The sequence below is a fragment of the Marinobacter guineae genome (assembly GCF_002744735.1).
Lineage (GTDB): Bacteria > Pseudomonadota > Gammaproteobacteria > Pseudomonadales > Oleiphilaceae > Marinobacter > Marinobacter guineae.
The window spans coordinates 703,358-728,055 of record NZ_KZ319339.1 but is presented as its reverse complement, the minus strand read 5'-3'; the positions used below and the strand labels follow the sequence as shown (position 1 = coordinate 728,055).

At 56.6% G+C, this 24,698-nt stretch carries 23 protein-coding genes and 2 tRNA genes; 11 read left to right on the top strand and 14 right to left on the bottom strand.

The annotated features are described in order from the left end of the window. The first annotated feature begins 7 nt into the window (after positions 1 to 7). The 3 genes from CLH62_RS03315 (at position 8) to sthA (ending at position 2,775) form a co-directional block, all read left to right on the top strand. A complete protein-coding gene (locus CLH62_RS03315; RefSeq protein ID WP_099616708.1) occupies positions 8 to 1,057 on the top strand; it encodes an FAD:protein FMN transferase in 1,050 nt (349 codons plus the stop codon). Positions 1,058 to 1,070: 13 nt separating this feature from the next. Beyond that, positions 1,071 to 1,319, top strand: a complete 249-nt coding sequence (nqrM, locus tag CLH62_RS03310; RefSeq protein ID WP_099616707.1) for a (Na+)-NQR maturation NqrM — start codon at positions 1,071 to 1,073, stop codon at positions 1,317 to 1,319. A gap of 64 nt (positions 1,320 to 1,383) precedes the next feature. Then, positions 1,384 to 2,775 (top strand): Si-specific NAD(P)(+) transhydrogenase, encoded by a 1,392-nt coding sequence (sthA, locus tag CLH62_RS03305; protein ID WP_099616706.1) that lies wholly within the window; start codon positions 1,384 to 1,386, stop codon positions 2,773 to 2,775. 7 nt (positions 2,776 to 2,782) lie between these two features. Here the strand turns inward: sthA and CLH62_RS03300 are convergent, their stop codons facing one another. The 5 genes from CLH62_RS03300 to dusA form a co-directional block, all read right to left on the bottom strand. Next, positions 2,783 to 3,577 carry a glycerophosphodiester phosphodiesterase gene (locus tag CLH62_RS03300; protein WP_099616705.1) on the bottom strand — a complete coding sequence of 265 codons (795 nt, stop codon included), beginning with the start codon at positions 3,575 to 3,577 and terminating at the stop codon, positions 2,783 to 2,785. Next, positions 3,574 to 4,701, bottom strand: coding sequence for a 3-deoxy-7-phosphoheptulonate synthase (locus CLH62_RS03295; protein WP_099616704.1), 1,128 nt, complete (start codon positions 4,699 to 4,701; stop codon positions 3,574 to 3,576). Before CLH62_RS03295 ends, CLH62_RS03300 begins: the two co-directional genes overlap by 4 nt. A 12-nt stretch (positions 4,702 to 4,713) precedes the next feature. Then, on the bottom strand, positions 4,714 to 5,163 hold the full coding sequence (locus CLH62_RS03290; protein WP_099616703.1) for a tellurite resistance TerB family protein: 450 nt from the start codon (positions 5,161 to 5,163) through the stop codon (positions 4,714 to 4,716). Between the two features lie 42 nt (positions 5,164 to 5,205). Further along, positions 5,206 to 6,171: a transaldolase gene (gene tal / locus CLH62_RS03285; protein ID WP_099616702.1), complete on the bottom strand. Its 966-nt coding sequence runs from the start codon at positions 6,169 to 6,171 to the stop codon at positions 5,206 to 5,208. A gap of 127 nt (positions 6,172 to 6,298) precedes the next feature. Then, on the bottom strand, positions 6,299 to 7,342 hold the full coding sequence (dusA, locus tag CLH62_RS03280; RefSeq protein WP_099617609.1) for a tRNA dihydrouridine(20/20a) synthase DusA: 1,044 nt from the start codon (positions 7,340 to 7,342) through the stop codon (positions 6,299 to 6,301). Between the two features lie 228 nt (positions 7,343 to 7,570). Between dusA and CLH62_RS03275 the strand changes: the two genes are divergently transcribed. After that, positions 7,571 to 8,485 carry an AEC family transporter gene (locus CLH62_RS03275; RefSeq protein ID WP_099617608.1) on the top strand — a complete coding sequence of 305 codons (915 nt, stop codon included), beginning with the start codon at positions 7,571 to 7,573 and terminating at the stop codon, positions 8,483 to 8,485. Here the strand turns inward: CLH62_RS03275 and CLH62_RS03270 are convergent. Next, a complete protein-coding gene (locus CLH62_RS03270) occupies positions 8,462 to 9,373 on the bottom strand; it encodes a zinc ABC transporter substrate-binding protein (RefSeq protein WP_099616701.1) in 912 nt (303 codons plus the stop codon). The genes CLH62_RS03275 and CLH62_RS03270 overlap by 24 nt on opposite strands. Positions 9,374 to 9,560: 187 nt before the next feature. Here CLH62_RS03270 and gltX point away from each other — a divergent pair, with 187 nt between their 5' ends. From gltX to CLH62_RS03255, 3 genes are all read left to right on the top strand, one after another. Beyond that, positions 9,561 to 11,042 carry a glutamate--tRNA ligase gene (gene gltX, locus CLH62_RS03265; RefSeq protein ID WP_099617607.1) on the top strand — a complete coding sequence of 494 codons (1,482 nt, stop codon included), beginning with the start codon at positions 9,561 to 9,563 and terminating at the stop codon, positions 11,040 to 11,042. A gap of 115 nt (positions 11,043 to 11,157) precedes the next feature. Next, positions 11,158 to 11,233 (top strand) — tRNA-Ala (locus CLH62_RS03260). A 7-nt stretch (positions 11,234 to 11,240) separates the two neighbouring features. After that, a tRNA-Glu gene (locus CLH62_RS03255) sits at positions 11,241 to 11,316 on the top strand. Between the two features lie 291 nt (positions 11,317 to 11,607). Here the strand turns inward: CLH62_RS03255 and CLH62_RS03250 are convergent. Further along, positions 11,608 to 12,459: a 6-pyruvoyl trahydropterin synthase family protein gene (locus CLH62_RS03250; RefSeq protein ID WP_099616700.1), complete on the bottom strand. Its 852-nt coding sequence runs from the start codon at positions 12,457 to 12,459 to the stop codon at positions 11,608 to 11,610. 99 nt (positions 12,460 to 12,558) lie between these two features. Here CLH62_RS03250 and CLH62_RS03245 point away from each other — a divergent pair, with 99 nt between their 5' ends. Continuing rightward, complete coding sequence (locus tag CLH62_RS03245; RefSeq protein WP_099616699.1) at positions 12,559 to 13,227, top strand: nucleotidyltransferase family protein; 669 nt, start codon at positions 12,559 to 12,561, stop codon at positions 13,225 to 13,227. Here CLH62_RS03245 and CLH62_RS03240 read toward each other — a convergent pair. The 3 genes from CLH62_RS03240 to CLH62_RS03230 all read right to left on the bottom strand — a co-directional run bounded on the left by CLH62_RS03240 (position 13,187) and on the right by CLH62_RS03230 (position 16,226). Beyond that, positions 13,187 to 14,278 (bottom strand): response regulator, encoded by a 1,092-nt coding sequence (locus CLH62_RS03240; RefSeq protein ID WP_099616698.1) that lies wholly within the window; start codon positions 14,276 to 14,278, stop codon positions 13,187 to 13,189. The two genes, CLH62_RS03245 and CLH62_RS03240, sit on opposite strands and share 41 nt — an antisense overlap. A gap of 52 nt (positions 14,279 to 14,330) precedes the next feature. After that, entirely contained in the window at positions 14,331 to 15,650 is a 1,320-nt protein-coding gene (locus CLH62_RS03235; protein ID WP_099616697.1) for a PEGA domain-containing protein, read from the bottom strand. Between the two features lie 114 nt (positions 15,651 to 15,764). Next, positions 15,765 to 16,226, bottom strand: a complete 462-nt coding sequence (locus CLH62_RS03230) for a hypothetical protein (RefSeq protein WP_099616696.1) — start codon at positions 16,224 to 16,226, stop codon at positions 15,765 to 15,767. A 100-nt stretch (positions 16,227 to 16,326) separates the two neighbouring features. On the opposite strand from CLH62_RS03230, the gene CLH62_RS03225 reads away from it, so the two are divergent. After that, on the top strand, positions 16,327 to 19,251 hold the full coding sequence (locus tag CLH62_RS03225) for an insulinase family protein (RefSeq protein ID WP_099616695.1): 2,925 nt from the start codon (positions 16,327 to 16,329) through the stop codon (positions 19,249 to 19,251). 83 nt (positions 19,252 to 19,334) lie between these two features. Here CLH62_RS03225 and ppsR read toward each other — a convergent pair whose 3' ends face one another. Then, on the bottom strand, positions 19,335 to 20,150 hold the full coding sequence (gene ppsR / locus CLH62_RS03220; protein WP_099616694.1) for a posphoenolpyruvate synthetase regulatory kinase/phosphorylase PpsR: 816 nt from the start codon (positions 20,148 to 20,150) through the stop codon (positions 19,335 to 19,337). A gap of 171 nt (positions 20,151 to 20,321) precedes the next feature. Here ppsR and ppsA point away from each other — a divergent pair, with 171 nt between their 5' ends. Both ppsA and rraA read left to right on the top strand, forming a co-directional pair. Next, the gene (ppsA, locus tag CLH62_RS03215; RefSeq protein WP_099616693.1) at positions 20,322 to 22,694 is read left to right on the top strand and encodes a phosphoenolpyruvate synthase; all 2,373 of its coding nucleotides are present in this window, start codon (positions 20,322 to 20,324) and stop codon (positions 22,692 to 22,694) included. A 32-nt stretch (positions 22,695 to 22,726) separates the two neighbouring features. Beyond that, positions 22,727 to 23,206: a ribonuclease E activity regulator RraA gene (gene rraA / locus CLH62_RS03210; protein WP_099616692.1), complete on the top strand. Its 480-nt coding sequence runs from the start codon at positions 22,727 to 22,729 to the stop codon at positions 23,204 to 23,206. 55 nt (positions 23,207 to 23,261) lie between these two features. Here the strand turns inward: rraA and CLH62_RS03205 are convergent, their stop codons facing one another. From CLH62_RS03205 to CLH62_RS03195, 3 genes are all read right to left on the bottom strand, one after another. Then, entirely contained in the window at positions 23,262 to 23,552 is a 291-nt protein-coding gene (locus tag CLH62_RS03205; protein WP_099616691.1) for a PilZ domain-containing protein, read from the bottom strand. Between the two features lie 4 nt (positions 23,553 to 23,556). After that, positions 23,557 to 24,228, bottom strand: a complete 672-nt coding sequence (locus CLH62_RS03200; RefSeq protein WP_099616690.1) for a TIGR04211 family SH3 domain-containing protein — start codon at positions 24,226 to 24,228, stop codon at positions 23,557 to 23,559. Between the two features lie 124 nt (positions 24,229 to 24,352). Further along, positions 24,353 to 24,652, bottom strand: a complete 300-nt coding sequence (locus tag CLH62_RS03195) for a YciI family protein (protein ID WP_099616689.1) — start codon at positions 24,650 to 24,652, stop codon at positions 24,353 to 24,355. Between the last annotated feature and the right edge of the window lie 46 nt (positions 24,653 to 24,698).

Below are 24,698 nucleotides of genomic sequence, written 5' to 3'. Positions count from 1 at the left end.
AGTCCTGATGACATTCCGCATGTTACGACCCGCCAGGGCGGCCTTGGCCAGCGCTTTTCTAGCGTTGGCCGTTGCCGCTCTGGCGGGTTGTTCGTTTGAGCCTGAAGAAAATGTTTGGGAAATATCGGGTCCCGTTTTTGGCACCAGCTACCACATCAATGTCGTATTGACGGACGATCAGGAAAGGCTTGAGACTCTGGCGAGCGGTATCGACGAGGTGCTCGAGGGGGTTGATGCCTCCATGTCGACGTGGCGCCCTGATTCGGAACTGTCTCGGTTTAATCAGCGGAAGGACCAGTCAGACTGGATTCCGGTTTCAGATGGTTTATTCCGGGTACTGCAAAAAGCTGCGGAGATTTCTACGCTCACTGACGGAGCTTTTGATGTAACAATCGGGCCTGTAGTAAATCTTTGGGGGTTCGGTCCACAGGCGCGACCGGAAACGATACCTTCTGATGAGGAGCTCACACAGGTTTTGTCCGCGACCGGTTTCGACAAACTGGAGTTGAAGGCGGATCCGCCTTCGGTGAGGGCAGCCCCGACTCAATATGTGGATTTGTCCGCAATTGCCAAGGGCTACGGGGTCGATGCGGTGGCCCGATACCTTGATAGTGAGGGCGTGCAGGCTTATCTGGTCGAAATCGGGGGTGAGGTTCGGGTTAACGGTCGCAAGCCAGATGGCAGCACCTGGCGGTTGGCGATCGAGCAACCGATATCAGAGGGGCGGCAGGTTAACAGGGTGGTGGCGCTGGAATCACGCTCCATGGCAACATCCGGTGACTATCGTAACTATTACGAATCGGAAGGGCGCCGCTACTCGCATACAATAGATCCAGGGACCGGTGAGCCGATATCGCACAATCTGGCGTCAGTTACCGTAATTGCGGAAGATTGTATGACGGCAGACGCCCTGGCAACCGGTTTTAATGTAATGGGCTACGAACGGGCCAATGCGCTCGCGGTGAGGGAAAATATCCCGGCCTATTTTATTGTAAGAACGGATGAGGGCTTCGAGACGCATCAGACGCCGGCCTTTTCGTCTTACGTGACTCAATAGGGGGAGGGCAAAAATGGGTACCTTTCTGTTAGTTCTGTTTATTGTGGTGCTGTTGGTTGCGGCCATGTCCATCGGTGTGATTTTCGGGCGCAAGCCGATCAGCGGAACCTGTGGTGGTATCGGTGCCTTGGGTATCAGCCAGTCTTGTGACATCTGCGGAGGCAATACCCAGAAGTGCGAGGAAGAGAATCAGCGGCTGACCAGGGAAGGAACAGAGCCACAAGCTCTGGCTTACGATGCCACCAGCACCCGCAAGCATTGATCCGATTCTGTGATCGATAATTACAACTATCTTTTCACGACGTAGATAAGGAGTTACTGCGCGCATGGCAGAACATCATTACGACGTCGTCGTTATCGGCGCCGGTCCCTCCGGCGAAGGCGCGGCGATGAATGCGACGAAACATGGCAAACGTGTCGCGATCATCGAGGACAAGCCTACGGTCGGCGGCAACTGCACCCATTGGGGGACGATTCCTTCCAAGGCGTTGCGCCATTCCGTCAAGCAGATCATCACTTTTAACACCAACCAGATGTTTCGGGATATCGGTGAACCCCGCTGGTTCTCCTTTCCTCGTGTGCTGCAGAATGCCCAGAAGGTTATCGGCAAACAGGTCAAGCTCAGAACCCAGTTCTATTCCCGCAACCGTGTTGATCTGATCAACGGACGTGCGTCCTTTATCGATCAGAACCGGATTGAAGTTCGTGGTCACAAGTCCATTGAAACCCTGCATTTCAAGCAGGCGATCATTGCCACCGGTTCCCGCCCCTATCTGCCGCCTGATGTCGATTTCCGCCATCACCGGGTTTACAACTCCGACACCATTCTCAACCTTTCGCATACGCCGCGGACCCTTATTATTTACGGCGCTGGAGTCATTGGCTCTGAGTATGCCTCCATCTTTGCCGGGCTGGGTGTGAAGGTGGATCTGATCAACCCGGGTAGCCGGCTGCTGAATTTCCTTGATGACGAAATCTCTGACGCGTTGAGCTATCACCTTCGCAACAACGGTGTACTGGTGCGTCACAATGAGGAATATGAATCGGTTGATGGTGACGACCACGGTGTAGTGCTTTCACTGAAGTCAGGCAAGAAGATCCGTGCCGACGCTTTCCTCTGGTGTAATGGCCGCAGTGGCAACACGGAAAAGCTGGGCCTTGAGAATATCAATCTGGTCCCGAATGGTCGCGGCCAGCTGGCAGTTGACGAGCACTACCGAACCGAGGTGGACAATATTTACGCGGCAGGGGACGTTATCGGCTGGCCCAGCCTGGCCAGTGCCGCCTATGACCAGGGGCGGTCGGCATCCTCGGACATCGTGAAGGACGACTACTTCAGGTTTGTGTCGGATGTGCCAACGGGTATTTACACCATTCCGGAAATCAGTTCTGTCGGTAAAACCGAACGTGAGCTGACCGAAGCGAAGGTGCCGTACGAAGTTGGTCAGGCGTTCTTCAAGGATCTGGCCCGAGCTCAGATCACAGGTGAAGCGGTGGGCATGCTGAAGATCCTGTTCCATCGCGAGACGCGTCAGATTCTGGGTATTCACTGCTTTGGTGACCAGGCAGCCGAGATCGTCCACATCGGTCAGGCGATTATGAATCAGGAAGGGGAGGCAAATTCCCTGAACTATTTCATCAATACCACATTTAACTACCCGACCATGGCCGAAGCCTACCGAGTAGCGGCGTTGAACGGCCTTAACCGGATCTTCTGATCCGGCCTCAGGTGGCGGACAGAGCCTCGCTGTCCGCCGAAACGCCTTCCTGATTTTGCGGCAGGGATAACAGGGAGCGGGCCCGGTTATCAAAGAACATCCGGGTGCTTGTCGGGTAGTCGCTGATAATACTGTCCACCCCCATTTCTTCCAGCTGCAGCATGTCGTGAATGCGGTTCACCGTCCAGGTGGATACGTGCATTCCGCGGCGGTGCGCTTGTTCCACCAGCTCTTTTGAACACAGCTTCCAGTTAATGCAAAGGTACTCACACCCAAGGCGGTTGGCAATACTCAGGGGACGAGGAAACTTTCGTTCGGTTACCAGGCCGATACGGATGTTCCTGTTGCGCCGCCGGATTTGCTTGAGAAACCAGGTGTCGGAGGAGGTGATCGCCGCGGTCTGATAGAGATTTCGGTGCTGGATTACCTCGGTCAGCCGGTTACACAGGATATTTAGTCTCTGGCGGCTGTCCTTTTTGACCTCCAGTTGCAGATGTTCCAGGTCGTCGAACTGATCCAGCAGATCGTCCAGCGTTGGAATGCCGGTTGGTCTGGGCCAGGAACTGGTATTGCGGCGCGCATCCATGGCTGCCAGTTCGGCGGCGGTGTATTGGCTGATGCTGCCTTTCTGGCCGGTGGTACGGTCCACCGACAGGTCGTGCACCAGAACCGGCTTGCCGTCCCTGGACAAAACCAGGTCCAGCTCGAAGTGCCGGATACCGTGCCGGTAGGCGTGAATAAATCCGGGCAGGGTGTTTTCGGGAGCCTCTCCCTTGGCGCCTCTGTGTCCGTACACAATCATTCCGGCGCTTCTTCCTTCAGACGTTGATAAATGGCCTGGCGTTTCTTCCAGGTATCGTGGCAGAGACGGATATCTTCCAGATAAGCCGGCAATTCATGCATCAGCAAGGCCTGTGGGCCATCCACAAGGGCTTTTTCCGGTTTCGGGTGGAAATCCACGAGCACCATGTTGGCGCCCGCGATAACGCCTTGGGCTGTCGCGTGCATGACATCGAGGATGCCGTCCGGCGATTGCTCACGGGTCCCGACCGAATGGGAGGGATCCACGCACACCGGCATACGGGTCAGGCGTTTGACCGCGGGCACATGGGCAAAGTCCACCATGTTGCGGTGGGGCTGGCCGGCCTCTGTTTTCATGCCCCTCAGGCAGAAGATCACATTGGCATTGCCTTCGCTGGCCAGGTACTCGGCGGCGTTCAGGGACTCGTTCAGGGTGATACCAAAACCACGTTTCAGCAGCACAGGATAGGTGCTCTGGCGACCAATGGCCTTAAGCAGCTCGAAGTTCTGGGTGTTCCGGGTGCCCACCTGGAGCATGACGCCGGTGGGCCGGCCAAGTTTTTCCAGGCAGGTGTCGATTTCCTCGATGTGGCTTTCGTGAGTGATCTCCATGGCGATCACCTTGATGCCATGCTTGCCCGCTTTCTCAAACACCCAGGGCAGGCAGCCCTTGCCATGGCCCTGGAACGAGTAGGGGTTGGTGCGCGGCTTGTAGGCGCCCATCCGGGTACAGACTTCGCCACTGTCCTCCAGAGCCTTCATCATCATGTCGACGTGTTCGGGAACGTCTACCGCACACAAACCGGCGAAAATGTTCAGGTTGGACTGATTGAACTCCACGCCATTGTAGGTAAAGCCACTTTGCCGTCGGTCATCCTTGTGACGACCGAGAATCCGGTAATCGTCTGATATGCGGATGGCCCGTTCAACCGCCGGTAATGCCTCAATCTCTTCCTTGTTGAGGGGCTTGGTGTCACCCAGCAGGTAGATTTCGGTCAGCCGCTGGGTCGCGCCCTGAACCTCATGAACCCGCACAGAAACCCCTGGCAGGTTTTCGAGATAATGCATGGTCTGGCGATATTCTTCGCTGTCCATGGCCGTGTTGGGGTGAAGGATGGCTAACATGTTGTCTCCTTTTTAAGAACCGGCGTCTTCCGCGCGGTGCCGCGCCTGCATGTATTCCCGATGGTTAAGGTGCAGCAGGTCCGCCATGCGGCGAATGAGGTGTTCTTCGTATTTGTCGATGCGCCCGTCCGCGAAGGCCACGCGCCAGATGCTTTCCAACAGGGTCTGTTTGCCTTCCTGATCCAGGTGTTCGTTGATCTGACCGGTAAACTCATAGAGCGAGGTGGCATCATCGGCGTGGCTGAGCGCATCCTCCAAAATTTCCTCGGCTTCCGCCCGGGTTACCTGGTGCGCTTTCACCGCGCCGTCGACAATGGCCTGTAACTCCCGCTCATCTTCATGCTGATCAACCCGGGACAGCTGCACCATCAGCGCCGTGGCAGCCACGGCCAGTTGGTGGTTATCAGGTTTTTCGTCCTCAGCTTCCGGTCCCGCAAACAGTTTTTTCAGGCGCTCAATCATGATTGGACAGTCGTACTCCTGTGCTCAGGGAAAGGCTTGGAGTCAGGCTGCTTTGGATAGCTGCCGAACCCGGTTTTCAAGTTCAATCTGGTCCGCCGTGAAGCGGCGGATACCATCGGCCAGTTTCTCCGTTGCCATGGCATCTTCGTTGGATTCCCAGCGGAACAGCTTTTCATCGATTGTGCCAAAACGATCCGGTGAGCTGGCAGAATCAGCCGCCAGTTGTTGTGGCAGGTCGCCGTGGTCATCTTTCAGTTCCTGCAGAAGCGCAGGGCTGATGGTCAACCGGTCGCAACCGGCGAGCATTTCGATTTCACCTTTGTTCCTGAAGCTGGCTCCCATAACTACGGTATTGAAACCGTTGGCCTTGTAGTAATTGTAGATCCGGGTGACCGAAAGTACGCCAGGATCTTCGGCGGCGGGGTAGCTGTCGCGACCGGTGTTGGCCAGGTGCCAGTCGAGGATGCGCCCGACAAAGGGTGAGATCAGGAATGCGCCGGCCTGGGCGCAGGCTGCAGCCTGGATAAAGGAGAACAGAAGCGTGAGGTTGCAATGTATCCCTTCTTTTTCCAGTTGCTCGGCGGCTCGGATGCCTTCCCAGGTAGCCGCAATCTTGATCAGCACGCGGTTTGTATCCACACCCTGCTGGTCGTACAGCTCAACCAGGCGGCGGGCCCGCGCCAGAGTTGCCGTGGTGTCAAACGAGAGCCGTGCATCGACTTCAGTGGAAACAACACCGGGAATCAGGTTCAGGATTTCCCGGCCGGCAAGCACGGCCAGCATATCCGTTGCCATGGTCAGCTGCTCAGCGCCTGAACCGCCCTGGCGGCGGGCTTGGGCTACTGCCTTGTCGAGCATTGGGCGATAAGCTTCGGAGGCGGCCGCCTTAAGCAGAAGCGACGGATTTGTTGTGGCATCTTCCGGCCGCCATTGCGCAATAGCGTCGATGTCGCCGGTATCTGCCACTACGGTGGTCATGGTTTTCAGTTGGTCGAGCTTGCTGGTCATTCGTCCTGTCGTCCCAGTTGATTTGTTATTGATGCGCCCGAATCCCGGGCGCTGGCTATGTGCCTACAATAACGGGCCGCTCTGACAGGAACAAGACAACAAAAGGTATGGGGTTCCTTGGCAGCGGTTAAGCTTCGGCAATCTCCGGATTAGCCGGCTCCCTGACCTTTTCCAGGGCAGTTTCGATCACTTCGAGGCCGGCGCCGGACTTGTGGGCGTTTTCACTGATGTAGCGGCGGAACTGCCGGCCCCCGGGCTGGCCATGGAACAGGCCTAGCAGGTGTCTGGACATATGGGTCAGGAAGACGCCCCGATCCAGCTCGCTCTGGATGAACGGAAGCATTGCCCGCAGCGCCTGGTGGCGGGTTTTGACCGGTGCGGCCTGGCCGAAGAACTCCGAATCAACGGCCGCCAACAGCCAGGGGTTGTGATACGCCTCCCGGCCAAGCATAACGCCATCCGTGTGCCGGAGATGCTCATGACACTCGTCAAAGGTCTTGATACCACCGTTGATGATGATTTCCAGATGGGGGTATTTGGCTTTCAGTTGATAAACCCGGTCATACTTGAGCGGCGGGATATCCCGGTTCTCCTTAGGGCTCAAGCCTTCAAGGATGGCAATACGCGCGTGTACGATAAACGTCCGGCATCCGGCTTCGGCCAACTTTTCCACGAATTCGCACAGATCGTCCCAGGATTCGCGACCGTCGATGCCGATCCGGTGTTTAACGGTAACCGGCAGGTCCGTCGCCTCAATCATCGACCTCACGCCCTCGGCCACCTTATCCGGATGACCCATCAGGCAGGCGCCGATCATGTTGTTCTGAACCCGGTCGCTGGGGCAGCCCACGTTCAGGTTTACCTCGTCAAACCCGTACTGTTCTGCGAGTCTTGCACAGTGTGCCAGCTCCCTGGCATCACTGCCGCCTAACTGAAGCGCCAGCGGGTACTCAGCCTCGTCGTGGCGCAGGAAGCGCGCGGTATCACCGTGGATCAATGCCCCGGTAGTCACCATCTCGGTATACAGCAGGGTATGCCGGCTCAGCTGGCGCGCCAGGTAGCGGTAGTGGCTGGTGGTCCAATCCATCATCGGCGCCACGCAGAAGCGGCGAGAGGGGCCATTCGCCTGGTAGGGGCTCGTTGAAGCTGAGAGCGGAACTTGATTCTGCATAATAGATTTAATCGAAAATATGAATTTGTCCTGAAGCGGCATTGTATCAATAAACAATCGGTGATTACGTAGGGGATTGGCGAGAAGCTCGCCGGCATTATTTTCCTGTTCGGCTGAAACGCCCGGTTTGTCTACAGGACGGTCTTGTGTTCTTTTGCTATCCTGCATAGCTTCCTAATGACAGGGAGTTCTTCGCTCCCTTTCCTGATGGCCTCGGAGTTGGCACGCATGCCGTTAATGGTACAGGCCCTGTTGCCGATCTTTGTTTTAATCATGCTCGGGCATGTGTTCCGGCGCGTGGATTTCCCGGGCGGCGATTTCTGGCCCCAGGCTGAGCGCTTTACCTACTACGTGCTGTTCCCGGCCATGCTGGTTTTCAAGCTGGGGCAGGCACGATTGCCCGCCTCGGCATACGGCGACATTGTCCTGCTGATCGGTGCCATGCTGCTTTCGATGACGCTGGTTCTGGCTTTGTCGCAATGGTTCTGGCGTTGGCGTGGCCCGGTGTTTTCATCCGTTTACCAGGGCGCCATCCGGTTCAATTCGTACGTGGGCCTTGCTGCCGGGGGCATGTTGCTGGGCGATGAGGGGCTGTCGTTGACCGCAATAGCGGTTGCCGTCATGGTGCCGCTGCTCAACCTCCTGTGCATCCTGATGTTTTCGCTGGTGGCGACCGACGGGCCGGTAAGGCTTGTGCCGGTGTTCAAGGCCATTGTCACCAACCCGTTGATTGTTGGCTCAGTCATCGGTGTTATCTGGAGCTTTTTCGAAATTGGTTTTCATCCGCTGATCGGGGGCATACTCGAGCCGCTCAGCAATCTGGCGTTGCCAATGGGGTTGATGACAGTGGGCGCGGGCCTTCAAATGAAGGCGCTGCGTGGAGCATCACTGCCTTTCATCATCTCTTCCGTTTTGAAGCTGGTGGCTTTCCCCCTGATGACCGCCGGGCTGGCGCTGGTGCTGGGCCTCGACGGACTGATGGTGAAGGTTGCTGTTTTGCTGGCGGCCCTGCCGACCGCCACATCTGCTTATATCCTGGCCCGCCAGCTGGGGGGCGATGCCCCGCTGATGGCGGGTATCATTAGTGGCCAGACCCTGCTGGCCATTGCTTCCATCCCCCTAATGCTGAGCATCCTCTGGTAGGCATTTGAGCACGGCATCGACAATGCTGTGCTGAAAATCGTTATAGCCATCCGCAGTCACCTTGATCTCCGTCGCCAGGGGATCCCAGGTGCTGAATGTGACATCCAGGTTTTGTGTGATCGACTTCCACCATCGCTGATTGAACTGAGGTTCGGTCAGCAGGCAGGGGTGGCGACCTTTGCGCAGTTTGTCCTGAACCTCGGCAATGTGACGTGCGCCCGGGGAGAGTTCCGGGTTCAATGTCAGAACACCTTCCAGTTTCAGATCGTAATGATCCGCAAATCGGGTGAAGGCACTGTGGTAGGAGAACAGGCTGATGTCATGGGCTGGAGCAAGCCGGGCACGAATGGCGCTGTCGGTTTCCCGAACGCTGGCTTTGAACTGCTGGAAGTTCTGGTCCATGGCCTGGATGTTGACACCATCCAGTCGGGCCATTGCGTCGCGGATTGTCTCAGCCATTTCGATGGCCATTTCGGGGTCCAGCCAGATGTGTGGGTCTTCACCATCGCCATGGTCGTGAGCATCATGACCGTTATGTCCGGCGTTGTCGGGCTCGTGCTCGCCTGCCATCAGAGCTACGGTACGGCTACTGAACTCTTGCGCCGACAGAAGCCGGTACAGAAAGGTTTCCATTTCCGGACCTACCCAGAAAATCACGTCGGCATTTTCCAGGGCCCGCCTCTGGGAGGGTTTCATCGAGTAGTTGTGGGGGCTTGAACCCGCTGGAACCAGGCTGGTAGCCGACATGTCGTCCGTGGCAATGGCGCGGACAATAAGCTCGACAGGCTTGATGGAGGTAACAATACGGGTTTCGGCATGCAAAACGCCGCTTACAAGGAGAGTGCTGGCACCAAGTGCCAGTGAAAGTACTTTTCCGGGAGCGCGCATGGTGGTTCGGATCCTGCCATTGAGTGTGTAATGTTATAATGTAACAAATATCAGGTGACTGTCGCAAAAGAAAGTGTCAGTGCCGCGATTTATGTGGCTGCGGATGCGCTCTGGTCATGCGAAAGCTGTTGAGGGCCGGTATAATGCCGGGTTTATCAAACGGCCACCGACTTTTCAGGAAGGTTTCATGACAGTACGTACCCGAATTGCTCCGTCACCCACCGGTGATCCACACGTTGGTACCGCCTACGTGGCCCTGTTCAACCTGTGCTTCGCCCGCCAGCACGGCGGCCAGTTCATCCTCCGTATTGAAGATACCGACCAGGCCCGGAGCACGGCGGAGTCCGAGCAGGATATCCTCAAGGCCCTGCGTTGGCTCGGGCTCAACTGGGACGAAGGTCCCGATGTCGGTGGCCCCCACGGTCCTTACCGACAGTCGGAGCGCAAGCACTCCTACCGCCAGTATGCCGAAGACCTGGTCACGGCGGGCGATGCCTTCTACTGCTTCCGTACCCCGGAAGAGCTCGATGCCATCCGGGAAGAGCGCAAGGCGCAGGGTTTGAACCCCGGTATCAAGGGCGACCTGGAGCTGTCTGAAGATGAGGTGAAGCAGCGCCTGGATGCCGGCGAGCCTTACGTGATACGCATGAAGGTGCCTGATGAGGGTGTCTGCGAGATCGACGACATGCTCCGCGGCACTATTGAAATCGACTGGTCGCAGGTGGATTGCCAGATCCTGCTCAAATCCGACGGTATGCCAACCTACCATCTGGCCAATGTCGTCGACGACCACCTGATGGAAATTACCCACGTGCTGCGGGGTGAGGAGTGGATCAACTCTGCGCCGAAGCACAAATTGCTGTACCAGTACTTTGGCTGGGACATGCCGGTACTTTGCCACCTGCCGCTGCTGCGCAACCCGGACAAGAGCAAGCTCTCCAAGCGCAAGAACCCGACCAGTATCAATTTCTACGAGCGCATGGGCTTTCTGCCGGAAGCGGTTGCCAACTACCTTGGCCGCATGGGCTGGTCCATGCCGGACGAGCGGGAAAAGTTCACGCTGGATGAAATGATCGAGAACTTTGACATCCAACGCGTTTCCCTGGGTGGTCCGGTTTTCGATGTAGAGAAACTGCGCTGGCTTAACGGTCAGTGGCTGCGGGATGAACTGACCGAAGAGCAGTTCATGGAGCGTATGCGCCAGTGGTGGTTCAACGAAGACGCTTTGAGCGCCCTGGTGCCTCACATCAAGGGCCGGGCGGAAGTGTTCTCTGACGTGGCGCCAATGGCCCAGTTCATGTTCTCCGGTATGCTCAGCCTCAAACCGGAGGACTTTGGCCACAACAAATTGGAAGAGGCACAGGTCAAACGGGTTCTGCAGTTCACCCTCTGGAAACTGGAAGCCCAGCGCCACTGGAGCAAGGAAACCATCTTCGCCGATATCAAGGCGCTGGCCAAAGCCATGGACCTGAAAATGGGTGACTTCATGTTCTCCATCTTCGTAGCCATTGCCGGCACACCCAACTCCTGGTCCGTGATGGACTCCATGGCCCTGCTTGGACCGGACATGACTCGCTCCCGATTGCGCCACGCCCTGGAAGTGCTTGGTGGCTTCTCGAAGAAGGAAACCAAGAAAGTGGAAAAAGAATACGCCGCACTGGGTGTTTGATAACCGCTTTGGTGAATTTATAGACGGCCAGGACAGGGATGTTCAGAAAACTGAAAAAAAGATGTTCAAAAGGTTGACGCCCATAGGGCGGATCCTTAATATACGCAGCCGTTGAGGGGCCATAGCTCAGCTGGGAGAGCGCAACACTGGCAGTGTTGAGGTCAGCGGTTCGATCCCGCTTGGCTCCACCAATTTCTAGTCCCCTTCGTCTAGTGGCCTAGGACTCCGCCCTTTCACGGCGGCAACAGGGGTTCGAACCCCCTAGGGGACGCCAATACGGCTTAACGGTTTAGTCCACCGGAAAGCCATCAAAAAAACCGCCTTCGGGCGGTTTTTTTGTGTCTGATTTTGGGGTCAGACGAAAATTTCATCTGACCCTGAGTTCCAGAATCTCTTTGGAAAAGCCCTCACAGTAGCTTGCGGGCGATCAGTGTGGCACCGTTCCAAAACTGTGTGTTGCCATGGATGGCAACACCAAGCCCCCAGGGATGGGTTCACGGCGTGTTTTGGAACGGTGCCACACTGATCGCGTCCTCCGGGGTGAGCGGGCTCAGCGGCTCTGGGCTCACCGTGAAGCGATAGCCCCCTTGCCCACACCCTCATAAGCCTTGACCCGAATAGCATCGGCAGCAAACTCCACCTTGAGCTTGTCGGCAATATGTGCAGCAATCAGCTCAACCGTGGTATCGGTATCCAGCATGTAAACCCGCTCCTCCGGCAGCGTCAGCGCAAACTCCCCCTGATTGGCCTCATACTCGAAGGTCACGTACCGAACCCCGTCATCTCCCACATGGCGGCGCACCACATCTTCCTCTGAGCCCACGTAAATATCCCGCCAGAGCTTCGCCCATCGCCGCTCGAGGTCATAATCACGGTGCCGGTTGCGATCAATGCGAATCGGGGAGCGATGGCCATGGGCGATGCGCTGGCAGTTACCAAGATGCTTCTTCAGGCCATGCACGTAGTGGTAGTAGGCGCCGTCGATTTCCTCTTCCCGAAGATGGATCTCCACTGAGGTTACGTTCGCCGGAAGCACCGCCTTGATCTCCTGTTCCAACAGGGCAGCCACAGCAGAAGGTACTACTCGTTCCGCCGACAGCCAGACGATGGCTTCATCGGGGGAGCGGTGAACAATCTGGCTGCCATCCGTCAGCGCCCAGGTGAACGTGTCCGGCTGTTCTTCGCTCCAGGACAGGCCCTGGAAGCCCCGGGGTATCACCAGGCGGTGATCGACACGCTCATCAATCACCCGTTTGATGGTACGTTTCACGTTACTGAAATCGAACACCATGCCCTGGTCATCCAGCTCCCCGCCAAGCACCACATCCGCAATCCAGCTTTCGCCTACCAGCCCCCTTGTCGGGTCCAGATATGCGAAATCAATAACGGTCAGGTTGTCTACAAACAGATGGTTCATCAAATTTCCGGGCGGGTATGGTTGATTGATGAGCGAATTCTAGCAAAAATCCCCGGGTACAGCAGTCTGGCTGATTGCCAGGCACCATAACTTCTCGCTATCGGGCAGAACATCATAAACTTCCGCAAACAGATCAACGATCAGGAATTTCCGGCACTGATACTGGCTGCCGGTGCATCAACCCGGCTTGGTCGGCCCAAGGCGCTGCTGCCCCTCGGCGTCGGTGGCGGTGAGGACAAAAAAATCCTGCTGGACGCTGCCATTGACCAGGGCCGGCTATTGAGCCGTGATGTCCGGGTGGTGTGCGGCGCCTGGTACCCTTTGATCCGCTTTCGTTGCCACAGCCAACCTTCACTATGGCTGAAAGCGCCGGACTGGCATCAGGGATTGTCGGCATCACTGGCTGCCGGAATCCATAGTCTGGGGCCGACAGTAAAAGGAGTATTTGTGCTACTGGCAGATCAGCCACTGCTAGACCTGAATGCCCTGAAGGCGTTCGGGGATGCCGCGCGCTATGTTCCTGAGCAACCTATCGCAGCGGATTACGGCGAGCGGCCAGGTGTTCCAGCCTATCTGCCTCGCTGGTTGTGGCCCCTGGTACTGGATCTTGAAGGGGATCGTGGAGCCAGCCGCCTGCTGGCCGAGGTGAGAGCCACCCGGGTGGACATCCCGGGGGTTCACGAGGATGTCGACACCCCGGCAGACTGGCACAGAATCAGAAGGCTACTCAGCCAAACAGACCGGACAGCCAGGCAATCCCGACGCTGAAGATACCGAGGCTGAGGGCAAGCCCCATGGTATATACCCGGGACGACGCTGACCGCTGTTGGGCAACGAACAGATCAATCGTGCGCTGGGCAATGTCTTCCGCGGTTTCCCGGGAAATCTCGTGGGCCTGCTGAATCGCCTCTGACTGCAGTGTTTGCCAGAACTCCGTATCAATGGTCTGGACGCTGGTAATGTGATCCTTCAGTTCCGCCATGTGCTCGCTGGTAAATCCTGAATTCTTTTTCAGCTCCTTTTTCAGCACCGCAAACTCGCTGCCCAGGTTCAGATTGACCTCAGCGGCAACGTCATCCCGCAGATTTTTCGTACGTTCCTCGACCATTTCGGAAACGGCATTGAGGCGCTCCTCAATCGCCGCCTCCTGTTTGCTGCGGGATTCGTCCAGCGCCCGCTTGAGATGGTCAAATTGCTCATCAAACAGGGAGCTGAGCAGCTCATGCAGCCGGTTGTTGATATGGGTTTTAACAGCAGAGCGGGCAATCTGCTCAATGAGGTCGCTGGTTAGCGGAACAACATTGGCCTGGGCACTGCCCCGGCGTTCGGATTCCCCGGTTTTCGGCGAGAGCTCAACTGAGGCATTTGCAGGCACGTTTAGCAGGTCGTCTTCCCCGGCCTGGGTTGTGTCCTCGGTGGGTGGCTCTGGCAGTGTACCCTTGGTGACATCGCTGGCCAGCTGGGCCAGAACCTGACTGAGGCCATCGGGCTGGGGCGGCTTGGTCAGGATGTTGTAAACGCCAAAGGTCTTTGCCTCCTCCATGAAGGACGAGGATTTCTTGGACGTACACATGATGATCGGAATGCCCGCTGTCTCGGGGTTGCCCTTGATGGCCTTGGTGGCCTCCACGCCGTTCATACCCGGCATCAGGTGATCCATGAAAATGACATCCGGGCGGCCATGACTAGTCAGGAAATCCAGGGCTTCTTCGGCCGAACCAGCCATGTTGACTTCCATGTCACGACTTTCCAGCAGTTTACTCAGGGCAAATCGTGCCACTTTGGAGTCGTCTACCAGCAGAGCGTTCTTGATCGCCATGTCACTACCTCAATCGTTTACTGCAAACGCATTTGTTATCGGGCCGACGTGATTACCAGCCTTCCAGTTTCGGGCATTCGGTGGCCCGGTAGCTCTTGTCCCGATAACAGACACCGGGTTCAGTTGTTCGGGCAGTGAATACTTCCCCAGCCGCCGTGGTCAGGCGAACCTGTCCGTAGGGCTCGCCATGACGGAAAGTGGCTTCAATGGAGCTGCCGTTGGGGTTCTTTAACAGCCCATTGCCGTGAAATTTTCCTTCGATGTACTGGCCTTCGTATTTCTTGCCATTGGCAAAGACCTCGGAGCCGGTACCGTGGAAGGTCCCGTTGGAAAATTCACCCTCATAATGGCGTCCGTCCGGGTAGGTAAGGGTGCCCGAGCCATGGAATTCATCGTTACGGAACCCGCCGACATATAGGATGCCGTCAGCGGTGGTCAGTGAGCCGTGGCCATTGAGTTGGCCCTGTTGCCAGTGGCCGGTAAGGATATTCCCGTCAGCCAGTGTCAGTGTGCCTTTGCCATTAAACTGATTGTCCCTGAAATCCCCAGAGTAGCGGGCGCCGTCGGCGCTGCGCCATACGCCTTCGCCGTGACGTTTGCCGCCAGACCATTCGCCTTCATACCGGCTGCCATTGGGGTACCAGGCGATGCCCTGACCATCAAACTCGCCATTCACGAAATGCCCTTCATAGCGCAGGCCATCTGAGTCTTCGTATCTGCCGTCGCCGGTGCGCACGCCACCGATCCAGTTGCCGTTGCGGTAATTAACTGTGGTGTAGGCTTTCAGCTTGCCGACCAACGTCATCTCGTTCCCGGCTTCAAGGGCAATGGACTGTCTCCAGGGCTTAAAGCCGGTCTTGCTGATGGTGACATCGTACCGGCCCGGTTCCAGTTCAAGGTCGAGGCGGGTTGCGCCGTATTCCTTACCATTGATCGTAACCTGATCACCCACAACGTTTGAGCGAAGCACCAGTGTGCCTGTGGTTGGTGGTTGTTTCCCGGATTTGGTGCGATCTTGCTTTTGCACCTCCGGAGCGTCGTAGGTGCGGGTCGTCATTGCCGAGGGTGGTTCGGCGACCGCCAGAACCGTGGGCTCTTCCAGCATGGGGGGCACGGTAAACGGGGTGGTATCGACATTGGGCTGGCGGTCTTCTGTGCGGGTTTGCACTGAACTTGAGTATTCCGGCTCAACCAAGGCAGGAGCTGACTGCTCGACCGCTGAGACAGCTTCGGCGGCAACGACTTGGTCTACGGTGGGTGGTTCGAAGGTTTCTGTCATCTGCAGCTCGCTCCGGACCGATGCGAATCCGGCGGTGACCAGCAACATAAGTGCAAGGGCGTTGATGAACAGAAGTGGTCTGAAATCGACCATGGCGGAACCTCTTAATCCTGCATTCTCGGAATTCTGTCTACCGCTTCATCTTAACCAGTGAGCGCAACGTTATGTAACAGAAAGTGTCTGGAGTTAACGAGAATGCAGGCCAAATCACACTTTATCCGGAAGCTGATCATGGTTGAGCTGTTCCCATGATCTCATGTACACATCGGCTTCATATTCATAAGGCGACGTAAACGGAGTAAGCACAAAATCAAACACCAGGAAGAAGAATCCGATCGATGCCCAGGCAATCAAAAGGGTGCTGATGGTGGTTGCCTGTACTTCCGGGTTGGAATTGACGAACTCCTCCAGCAGCGGAATCAGATCGGATGCCATGACAACAGGGTTGAAGCTGGCCATCACGAACGGAATCCAGAAGGCCAGGAATACCGGGAAAAATCCGAATGACCAGAGCAGCCGGCGGAGCAGGTAGATGGCAACTTCCCGCCAGAACCGCTGTCTGATTTCTGGAACTTTCCGTATGCGGTCGAGATAACGGCGTCGTTCGACCCAGTAGGCGGCGACTTCGGGGGCATCAACAGCCTTGGTTTTAGGTGCAGGTGTTGTCATGGATTAGCGGGGTACCTTATCGCTACGGGAGAGATGCATGATAATCGATACTACGTGTTACCCTACAATTCTCCAATTGTTTAAAGACAGGATAGTTTGAATGGCTGCAGTGATCGACAACGCAACCCATCCGGCCTTTGAGAAGCTTCGCAGTCACCGGATCAACACGCTCAATATCGATGTTGAGGAGTATCGCCACAAGAAAACCGGGGCTCGGCACCTGCACCTGGTGGCCGACAACGACGAGAACGTATTCTTCGTGGCCCTACGCACTTTTCCAATGGATTCGACCGGTGTTGCTCATATTCTGGAGCATACCGCACTCTGTGGCAGCGAACGTTTTCCGGTTCGCGATCCGTTCTTTATGATGATCCGGCGGTCGCTGAATACCTTTATGAATGCCTTTACCAGCAGCGACTGGACCGCGTATCCCTTCGCCAGCATGAACCGGAAAGATTTTGACAACCTGCTGACGGTGTACCTGGACTGTGTGTTCTTCTCCAAGCTGGATCCGCTGGATTTCGCCCAGGAAGGCCACCGCCTGGAGTTCGACAAACCGGAAGATCCTTCCACTGATCTGGTCTACCGGGGTGTTGTTTACAATGAAATGAAGGGTGCCATGAGTTCGCCCACGTCCCAGTTATGGCAGAACCTGAGCAGTCATCTCTTTCCGACCACCACCTATCATTACAACAGCGGTGGCGAGCCGGACCACATTGTCGATCTCACTTACGATGACCTGACGAAGTTCTATCGTCACCACTATCATCCCAGTAACGCGATTTTTGCCACCTACGGCGATATTCCCGCCCGGGAGCACCACGAAAAGTTCGAGGAGCTGGCGCTAAAACGCTTCGACCGGCTCGACATCGACCTGCCGGTTCGTGATGAAAAGCGCATGTTTGCGCCGGTACGGGTGGAGCAGGGCTATGCGGTAAATGAAGGCGAGGGTACAGACAACAAGACCCACATTGTTGTCGGCTGGCTCTTGGGGCAGAGCTTTGACCTGAAGGAAAACCTGGAAGGGCAATTGCTTTCCGCGGTGCTTCTGGAAAACAGTGCCTCGCCCCTGATGCGGGCCCTGGAAACCACCGATCTGGGCCATGCGCCGTCGCCCATGTGTGGCCTGGAGGATTCCAATCGCGAAATGACTTTCGTGTGCGGAATTGAAGGCAGCGAGCCCGAAAAACACAAGGATCTGGAAGCACTGATCGAGGCCACGCTGCACCAGGTGGTGGAGGAAGGTGTCAGTGAGGAGCGCCTGGAAGCCATCCTGCATCAGTTGGAGTTGCATCAGCGTGAGATCGCTGGCGATCATGCCCCTTATGGTTTGCAGCTGATCATGAGCGCAATTGCGCCCATGGTCCACGGCGGCGACCCTGTTGAATTGCTCGATCTGGAACCGGTGCTGGCAACGCTCCGGGAGAAAATTCAGGATCCCGGGTATGTGCCCGGTCTGATTCGCAAAAAGCTGCTGGAAAATCCACACAGGGTGACGCTGACCCTGCGCCCGGATGAAAAGCTGGAAAGCCGTCGTCAGGAAGCCATCCGGGAGGCTCTGGCCCGTCGCAAGGAAGAGCTGACAGAGGATGAGGTCCGGATGATTGTCGAGCGGGCCAGTGCCCTTGAAGAGCGGCAGATGCGCAAGGACGACGACTCCATTCTTCCAAAGGTTGACTTGTCCGATGTACCACTGCAAATGCCTGAGCCGGAAGGCCGTTACGACGGCGATATTTCGGCAACGGTCTATGCCCGCGGGACCAATGGGCTGATATATGAGCAGGTGGTGGTGCCGGTGCCAGCCCTCACCGAAGAAGAACTGCTTCTGGTGCCTTATTACACCGCCCTGATTTCCGAGGTGGGTTGCGGAGAGCTGGACTACCTGCAGATGCAGGACCGCATTTCCGCGGAATCCGGTGGCATAGGCGCCGCGTTCAGTGCCAAGGGCCGTATCGACGATGTCCAGGATCTGTCCGGTTACATCATATTCAACGGCAAGGCTCTGGCCCGGAACCGCAGTGCATTGACCCGGCTGCTCCGTGACGTCTACATCGATGCCCGTTTCGACGAGAAAGAGCGGGTTCGGGAGATCATTGCCCAGATCCGTGCCCGCCGCGAGCAGGCGGTCACCGGCAGTGGTCATGCATTGGCGATGAGCGCGGCGTCCCAGGGCATGAGCGCGGGTGCCTGGCTGTCATTCCGGCTCGGGGGGCTGGCCGGTATTCGGGGCACCAAGCAGCTGGATCAGGCCCTGAAAGATCCGGAAGAACTGGTGTCCCTGTGCGAGAAGCTGGCAGCCCTACACAAGAAAATCAGTAATCAGGAGCGGGAGTTCTTGCTGATTGGTGAGGAAGAGCAGCTTCCGGCTATGGTCGACGACCTCAAATCCTGCTGGCAGGATGCATCGGCGCCCACCAGCTCTGACTGGAAGATCGAGCCAGTCAGCTACACCACCCGTGAGGCCTGGCTGACATCTACGCAAGTGAACTTCTGCGCCAAGGCCTATAGCACTGTGCCAGTGGACCATCCGGATGCAGCGGCGCTGACCGTGCTCGGTGGTTTCCTGCGTAACGGCTACCTGCACCGTGCAATCCGTGAGAAGGGTGGCGCCTACGGTGGCGGCGCCGGGCAGGACAGCGTGAACGGAACCTTCCGGTTCTTCTCCTATCGCGACCCTCGCCTGGAAGAGACTCTGGAGGATTTCGACAAGGCGCTGATCTGGCTACAGGAAACCGATCACGAATATCAGGAGCTTGAGGAATCCATCCTCGGGGTCATTGGTCAGCTTGACCGGCCCCGTTCTCCGGCTGGCGCAGCGCGGCATGCGTTCCACAACAAGCTGTTTGGGCGCACGCCGGAGCAGAGGGCCCGGTTCCGGGAGCGTGTTCTGGCAGTTACGCTGGACGATCTCAAACGGGTAGCCAATGCTTGGCTGGTGGCTGAAAAAGCCAGCATTGCCATGGTTACCAGCCCGGAAAACAGGGCCAGGGCCGAGGAGCTTGGCCTGGATATTCAGGAAATGTGATAAGTGCAACACACCGGGGTCAGATGAACGCTTTCATCTGACCCTTTTCCCCTTTTTTCGGCTTGTTCGCTATTCCAGTCCTGTCAGCGATTCCGTTTCAGCCCGGTGCTCACCATAATCCGTGTCGAAATCTCTTCCACTGAATACGCCGTGGTATTCAGGTACGGAATGCGCTCACGCCGGTACATCAGCTCGATCTCCTCGACTTCGTGCATGCACTGCTTGATGGAGGAGTACCTTGAGTTGGGCCGACGCTCGTTCCGTATGGTGGCGAGGCGTTCGGGATCGATGGTCAGCCCGTAGATTTTTTCCTTGTGGGGCTTCAGGGCGCCCGGGATCTGCTGGTCTTCCAGGTCTTCTTCCGTAATCGGGTAATTGGCTGCTTTGACCCCGTACTGTAGTGCCAGATAGAGGCAGGTCGGGGTTTTTCCACTCCGCGAAGCTCCGACCAGAATCAGGTCAGCTTCATCATAATGTCTTGTCCGGGCGCCATCATCGTTATCCAGCGCAAAATTGACCGCCTTGATCCGCCGTTCGTAACTGCCTTCGTTATTGATGGCATGGGATTTCCCGACGGTATAGGAGGAGGAGGACTGAAGCTCCTGCTCCAGGGGATTGAGAAAGGTTCCGAAAATATCCACCATGAAACCTTCGGCTGTTGAGATGATATCCCGGATGTCGCTGTTCACGATGGTGTCAAAGACCAGTGGGCGGGCACTGTCCGTCTCGGCCGCCTTGTTGATGCGCTTGACCATCTCCCGTGCTTTTTCTTCGTCATCGATGTAGGGAACGGTCACCCGTTCAAACTCGATCTTCTCAAACTGGGCCAGAAGACTGTGCCCCAATGCCTCGGCGGTCAGGCCGGTGCCGTCGGAAATGAAAAAAGCAGTGCGTTTCATGGTGTATCGTCCGGTTCCGTATTCAGCGGGTGGTTCCCTAGGTAATTTCCGCAGGTTACAGTATCATACACGCCAAGTTCGAGACCCCGCAGTGGATATTGCCTGCTTTTATTGCCTGATACCGCTGGCCCGGTTTTGCTCTTTGCTTCACAGACTCAAGGGAGACGTGCTTTGGAAGATTACATTATCTGGTTTGATCACCTGGGAATGTCCGATGTCGACCGGGTGGGCGGGAAGAACGCCTCTCTCGGCGAAATGATCAGTAATCTCGCCAACGCAGGTGTCACCGTTCCCGGTGGCTTTGCCACGACCGCTCATGCCTATCGCGAATTTCTTGCCAAAGACGGCCTGAAAGAGCGAATAGACAATGTTCTGGATGCCCTGGACATCAACGATGTCAACGAACTGGCCAGGGTGGGTGCGAAGATTCGCCAGTGGATTTTGGATACTCCGTTCCCGGATGTTCTGGAAAACGCACTGGAAGAGGCATTCGCCGCCTTGCAGGACGGCAACGAAAATATGGCCGTTGCTGTGCGTTCTTCGGCGACTGCAGAGGATCTGCCAGACGCTTCGTTCGCTGGCCAGCAGGAAACCTTCCTGAACGTGGTCGGACTGCAGCAGGTACGCACCTCGGTTAAAGAAGTGTTTGCTTCGCTGTTCAACGACCGGGCCATCTCTTACCGTGTCCACCATGGCTTCGATCACAAGATGGTCGCTCTGTCCGCCGGTATCCAGAAAATGGTGCGCAGTGAGACCGCCGCCAGTGGCGTTATGTTTACACTGGATACCGAATCCGGGTTCCGGGATGTGGTTTTTGTGACGGCCTCTTATGGCCTCGGTGAAACGGTTGTTCAGGGTGCCGTGAACCCGGATGAATTCTATGTCCACAAGCCGACACTGGAGGCCGGCCGCCCGGCGGTATTGCGCCGCAATCTGGGCAGCAAGGCCATCAAGATGATTTACCATACCAGCCCCGGCGAAGGTCAGCTTGTGGAAACGGTCAAGGTCGAGCAGGACGAGCGTAATCGCTTCTGCATTACCGATGCCGAGGTGGAAGATCTGGCCCGCCAGGCGATGATTATCGAAAAACACTATCAGCGCCCCATGGATATCGAGTGGGCGAAGGATGGTGACGATGGCAAGATCTACATCGTTCAGGCCCGGCCTGAGACCGTCAAGAGCCGCGCCTCTGCCAACGTGATGGAGCGGTACCTGTTGAATGAAACCGGCAATGTGCTGGTGGAAGGTCGCAGTATCGGCCACAAGATCGGCAGCGGCCCGGTGAAGATTATTACCAGCATCAAGGAAATGGACCGCGTTCAGGCCGGTGACGTGCTGGTGACAGACATGACCGATCCGGACTGGGAGCCGGTCATGAAGCGGGCTTCCGCCATTGTGACGGACCGGGGCGGACGTACCTGTCACGCTGCCATTATTGCCCGTGAGCTGGGTATCCCGGCGGTGGTTGGTTGTGGTGATGCAACCGAGATCCTGAAAGATGGTCAGGAAGTGACGGTTTCCTGTGCCGAGGGCGATACAGGTCTGATTTACGAAGGTGCCCTGGACTTCGAGTTGCGGGAAAATACCGTCGATTCCATGCCCAATATCCCGTTCAAGATCATGATGAATGTCGGCAACCCGGACCGTGCCTTTGATTTCCAGGCGCTGCCCAATGAAGGCGTTGGCCTGGCCCGCCTCGAGTTCATCATCAACCGCATGATCGGTGTGCACCCCAAGGCCCTGCTGAACTTTGACGGGTTGCCCCGGGACATCAAGCAGACCGTTGAAAAGCGCATTTCGGGTTATTCGTCTCCGGTCGATTTCTACGTGGACAAGCTGGTGGAAGGTATTTCCACCCTGGCCGCCGCGTTCGCGCCGAAAAAGGTTATTGTGCGGCTGTCGGACTTCAAGTCCAATGAGTACGCCAACCTGATTGGCGGCACCCTGTACGAGCCGGACGAAGAAAATCCGATGCTGGGTTTCCGTGGCGCATCCCGCTACATTTCCGAAACCTTCCGCGATTGCTTTGAACTGGAATGCCGCGCCCTGAAAAAGGTCCGCAACGAGATGGGGCTGACCAATGTGGAAGTGATGGTGCCGTTTGTTCGCACCGTTGGTGAAGCCGAACAGGTGGTTAGCCTGCTGGCAGAGAATGGCCTGAAGCGTGGTGAGAACGGCCTTCGTGTCATCATGATGTGTGAGCTGCCGGCCAATGCGATTCTGGCCGATCAGTTCCTGGAGCATTTTGACGGCTTCTCCATTGGCTCCAACGACCTGACCCAGCTTACCCTGGGGCTGGACCGGGATTCCGGTATTATCGCCCACCTGTTCGATGAGCGTAACGATGCCGTCAAGGCACTGCTGGCCAGCGCCATTCAGGCCTGCAAGAAGGCAGATAAATACATCGGTATTTGCGGGCAGGGGCCATCGGATCATCCGGATCTGGCCAAGTGGCTGATGGATCAGGGTATCGATTCCGTTTCCCTGAATCCGGATTCGGTGCTGGATACCTGGTTCTTCCTGGCCGACGAAAAGATTGACTGAGTTCATTTTCCAGGATTAAGGAGAGCGACAAAGTGACCGAGATTATTACCCCGGACCTGTGCGATGAATTTCCGGAAGTGCAGGTTGTGGAACCCGGCTTTAACAACTATGGCGGCAACAAGGCCTTTGGCGGTGAGATAGTGACCGTGAAATGCTTTGAAGACAATTCCGTGGTAAAAGAGCAGGTTGGCCAGCCCGGCAATGGTCGGGTCATGGTGGTGGATGGTGGTGCCTCAAAGCGCCATGCACTGCTGGGCGACATGCTGGCGGAGAAAGCTGCCAGCAATGGCTGGGCCGGCCTGATTATCTACGGTTGCGTTCGGGACGTGGACGAGATTGGTAACACCGAGTTGGGCGTTCAGGCTCTGGGAACTCATCCCCGGAAAAGTGAAAAACGTGGCCTTGGCGACCTGAATGTGCCGGTTACCTTCCACGGCGTAACCTTTCACCCCGGTCATTATGTATATGCCGACAATAACGGCATTATTGTTTCGGAGAAGCCTCTGGTCTGAGCCAGAGGCCATCTTGCAGATATAGAAACGGCGGCCAATGGCCGCCGTTTTGCCTTCAGCGAGTTACTTCGCTGATGTTCGTTCCGAGCAGGAATCCGTCGCCCTCCGGTTCGCACCGAATGACTTCGCACACCGTTTCCAGTGGAGGAAACTGATCGCTTGTGGGGTGGAGGACTGTTTGCAGTTCTTCGCCAACGGCTACCTTGCGCCCTACATGGAGTTGCATGCCGGCCGCACTCAGGTCGCGGCAGACGCCGGTGAACCTGTTACCCTGACTATCGGTAATTTCTATTTCAGAGTTCACCTGCATACGGTGAAAGTCACGCTTTTCCGAGTAATCCTTCATGGCATCAGGCCCAGTTGTCCGTTTTTCTTGTTGGTTTGAGCATCGGAATAATCAGTGCCAGCATCACGCCGCCGAGGACCAGGCCGGCGCCGAGTAGCATGAAGTCATACTCCTTGCTGGCTTCGAGGCGTTCGTTTTCTGCGGTAAGGACCTCAAGGTCGTTGCGGATTTTCTGGTTTTCCTCGAGGAGTTCGCGGTTCCGGCGTGCCAGGTTAATCGAGTCGGAGGCGATGCTCTTGATACGCTGTAGCTCTTCCTGGAGTTCCTGGGAGCGATTAGAGAGCGTCGATTCAGAGTTCTCAAGGGCGTCCCGCTCGTTGGTGACCTGGGTCAGTTGCTCTGTCACCTGGGCGAGCTCCGCACGGGTGTTTTCGAGCTGTTGGTTGGCGGTCCTGAGGCGGTCTGCGGCGATGGGCGTTTCGCTCAGATATTGGCTGGACACCCAGCCTTCCGTGCCCTTGGGGGTGCGAACCCGGGTATAAGCCGAATCGGAAGCATCAAGCACCTCCAGAGGCGTCCCGCTGGGTACCGCATTCTCGATAATACGGTACTGAGTACCTGCGCCAGACCTCACCGGGAGATACAACTGATCGTCCACCCAGACCGTTTTCGCCTGGGCAACGGCAATTGACGACACTGCAAACAACACACTGATAGCGAGACGAAAAAGCGTCACTGGTTACGTTCCCTGAAATTCTCTGGATAAAGTCGGAGCATAGTTAAAAGCGCAATTTTGTCACAGATGCCCGGCTGTGCAAGCGAGCCATCATTACAATAAACTCATGCTGTAACGGAAGCGATCACGGCAAAACGGCCTTGAACGGCTTCACTGTAACCTTCTCGTACACGCCGGCCTCAATGTAGGGGTCGGCATCGGCCCATGCCTGGGCTGCCTCCAGGGAGTCGAAGTCTGCAATCACCAGGCTGCCGGTAAAGCCGGCGTCACCCGGTTCCGGTGTGTCCAGAGCGGGGTGCGGGCCTGCAACAAGCAATCTGCCCTCGGCCTTCAGTTCTTGCAGGCGCCCGATATGGGCGGGCCGCGCAGACTGGCGCAGGGCCAGGCTGTTTTCGACATCTTCACTGATAATGGCGTAATACATTCAGTTCTCCGGATTGAAGTTCTTAAACGTTACTGGCTGACAAATA

Coding starts and splice junctions, on each gene's coding strand:
- CLH62_RS03315 (WP_099616708.1), top strand. CDS start 8: ATGACATTCCGCATGTTACGACCCGCCAGGGCGGCCTTGGCCAGCGCT.
- nqrM (WP_099616707.1), top strand. CDS start 1,071: ATGGGTACCTTTCTGTTAGTTCTGTTTATTGTGGTGCTGTTGGTTGCG.
- sthA (WP_099616706.1), top strand. CDS start 1,384: ATGGCAGAACATCATTACGACGTCGTCGTTATCGGCGCCGGTCCCTCC.
- CLH62_RS03300 (WP_099616705.1), bottom strand. CDS start 3,577: ATGATTGTGTACGGACACAGAGGCGCCAAGGGAGAGGCTCCCGAAAAC.
- CLH62_RS03295 (WP_099616704.1), bottom strand. CDS start 4,701: ATGTTAGCCATCCTTCACCCCAACACGGCCATGGACAGCGAAGAATAT.
- CLH62_RS03290 (WP_099616703.1), bottom strand. CDS start 5,163: ATGATTGAGCGCCTGAAAAAACTGTTTGCGGGACCGGAAGCTGAGGAC.
- tal (WP_099616702.1), bottom strand. CDS start 6,171: ATGACCAGCAAGCTCGACCAACTGAAAACCATGACCACCGTAGTGGCA.
- dusA (WP_099617609.1), bottom strand. CDS start 7,342: ATGCAGAATCAAGTTCCGCTCTCAGCTTCAACGAGCCCCTACCAGGCG.
- CLH62_RS03275 (WP_099617608.1), top strand. CDS start 7,571: ATGCCGTTAATGGTACAGGCCCTGTTGCCGATCTTTGTTTTAATCATG.
- CLH62_RS03270 (WP_099616701.1), bottom strand. CDS start 9,373: ATGCGCGCTCCCGGAAAAGTACTTTCACTGGCACTTGGTGCCAGCACT.
- gltX (WP_099617607.1), top strand. CDS start 9,561: ATGACAGTACGTACCCGAATTGCTCCGTCACCCACCGGTGATCCACAC.
- CLH62_RS03250 (WP_099616700.1), bottom strand. CDS start 12,459: ATGAACCATCTGTTTGTAGACAACCTGACCGTTATTGATTTCGCATAT.
- CLH62_RS03240 (WP_099616698.1), bottom strand. CDS start 14,278: ATGGCGATCAAGAACGCTCTGCTGGTAGACGACTCCAAAGTGGCACGA.
- CLH62_RS03235 (WP_099616697.1), bottom strand. CDS start 15,650: ATGGTCGATTTCAGACCACTTCTGTTCATCAACGCCCTTGCACTTATG.
- CLH62_RS03230 (WP_099616696.1), bottom strand. CDS start 16,226: ATGACAACACCTGCACCTAAAACCAAGGCTGTTGATGCCCCCGAAGTC.
- CLH62_RS03225 (WP_099616695.1), top strand. CDS start 16,327: ATGGCTGCAGTGATCGACAACGCAACCCATCCGGCCTTTGAGAAGCTT.
- ppsR (WP_099616694.1), bottom strand. CDS start 20,150: ATGAAACGCACTGCTTTTTTCATTTCCGACGGCACCGGCCTGACCGCC.
- CLH62_RS03205 (WP_099616691.1), bottom strand. CDS start 23,552: ATGAAGGATTACTCGGAAAAGCGTGACTTTCACCGTATGCAGGTGAAC.
- CLH62_RS03195 (WP_099616689.1), bottom strand. CDS start 24,652: ATGTATTACGCCATTATCAGTGAAGATGTCGAAAACAGCCTGGCCCTG.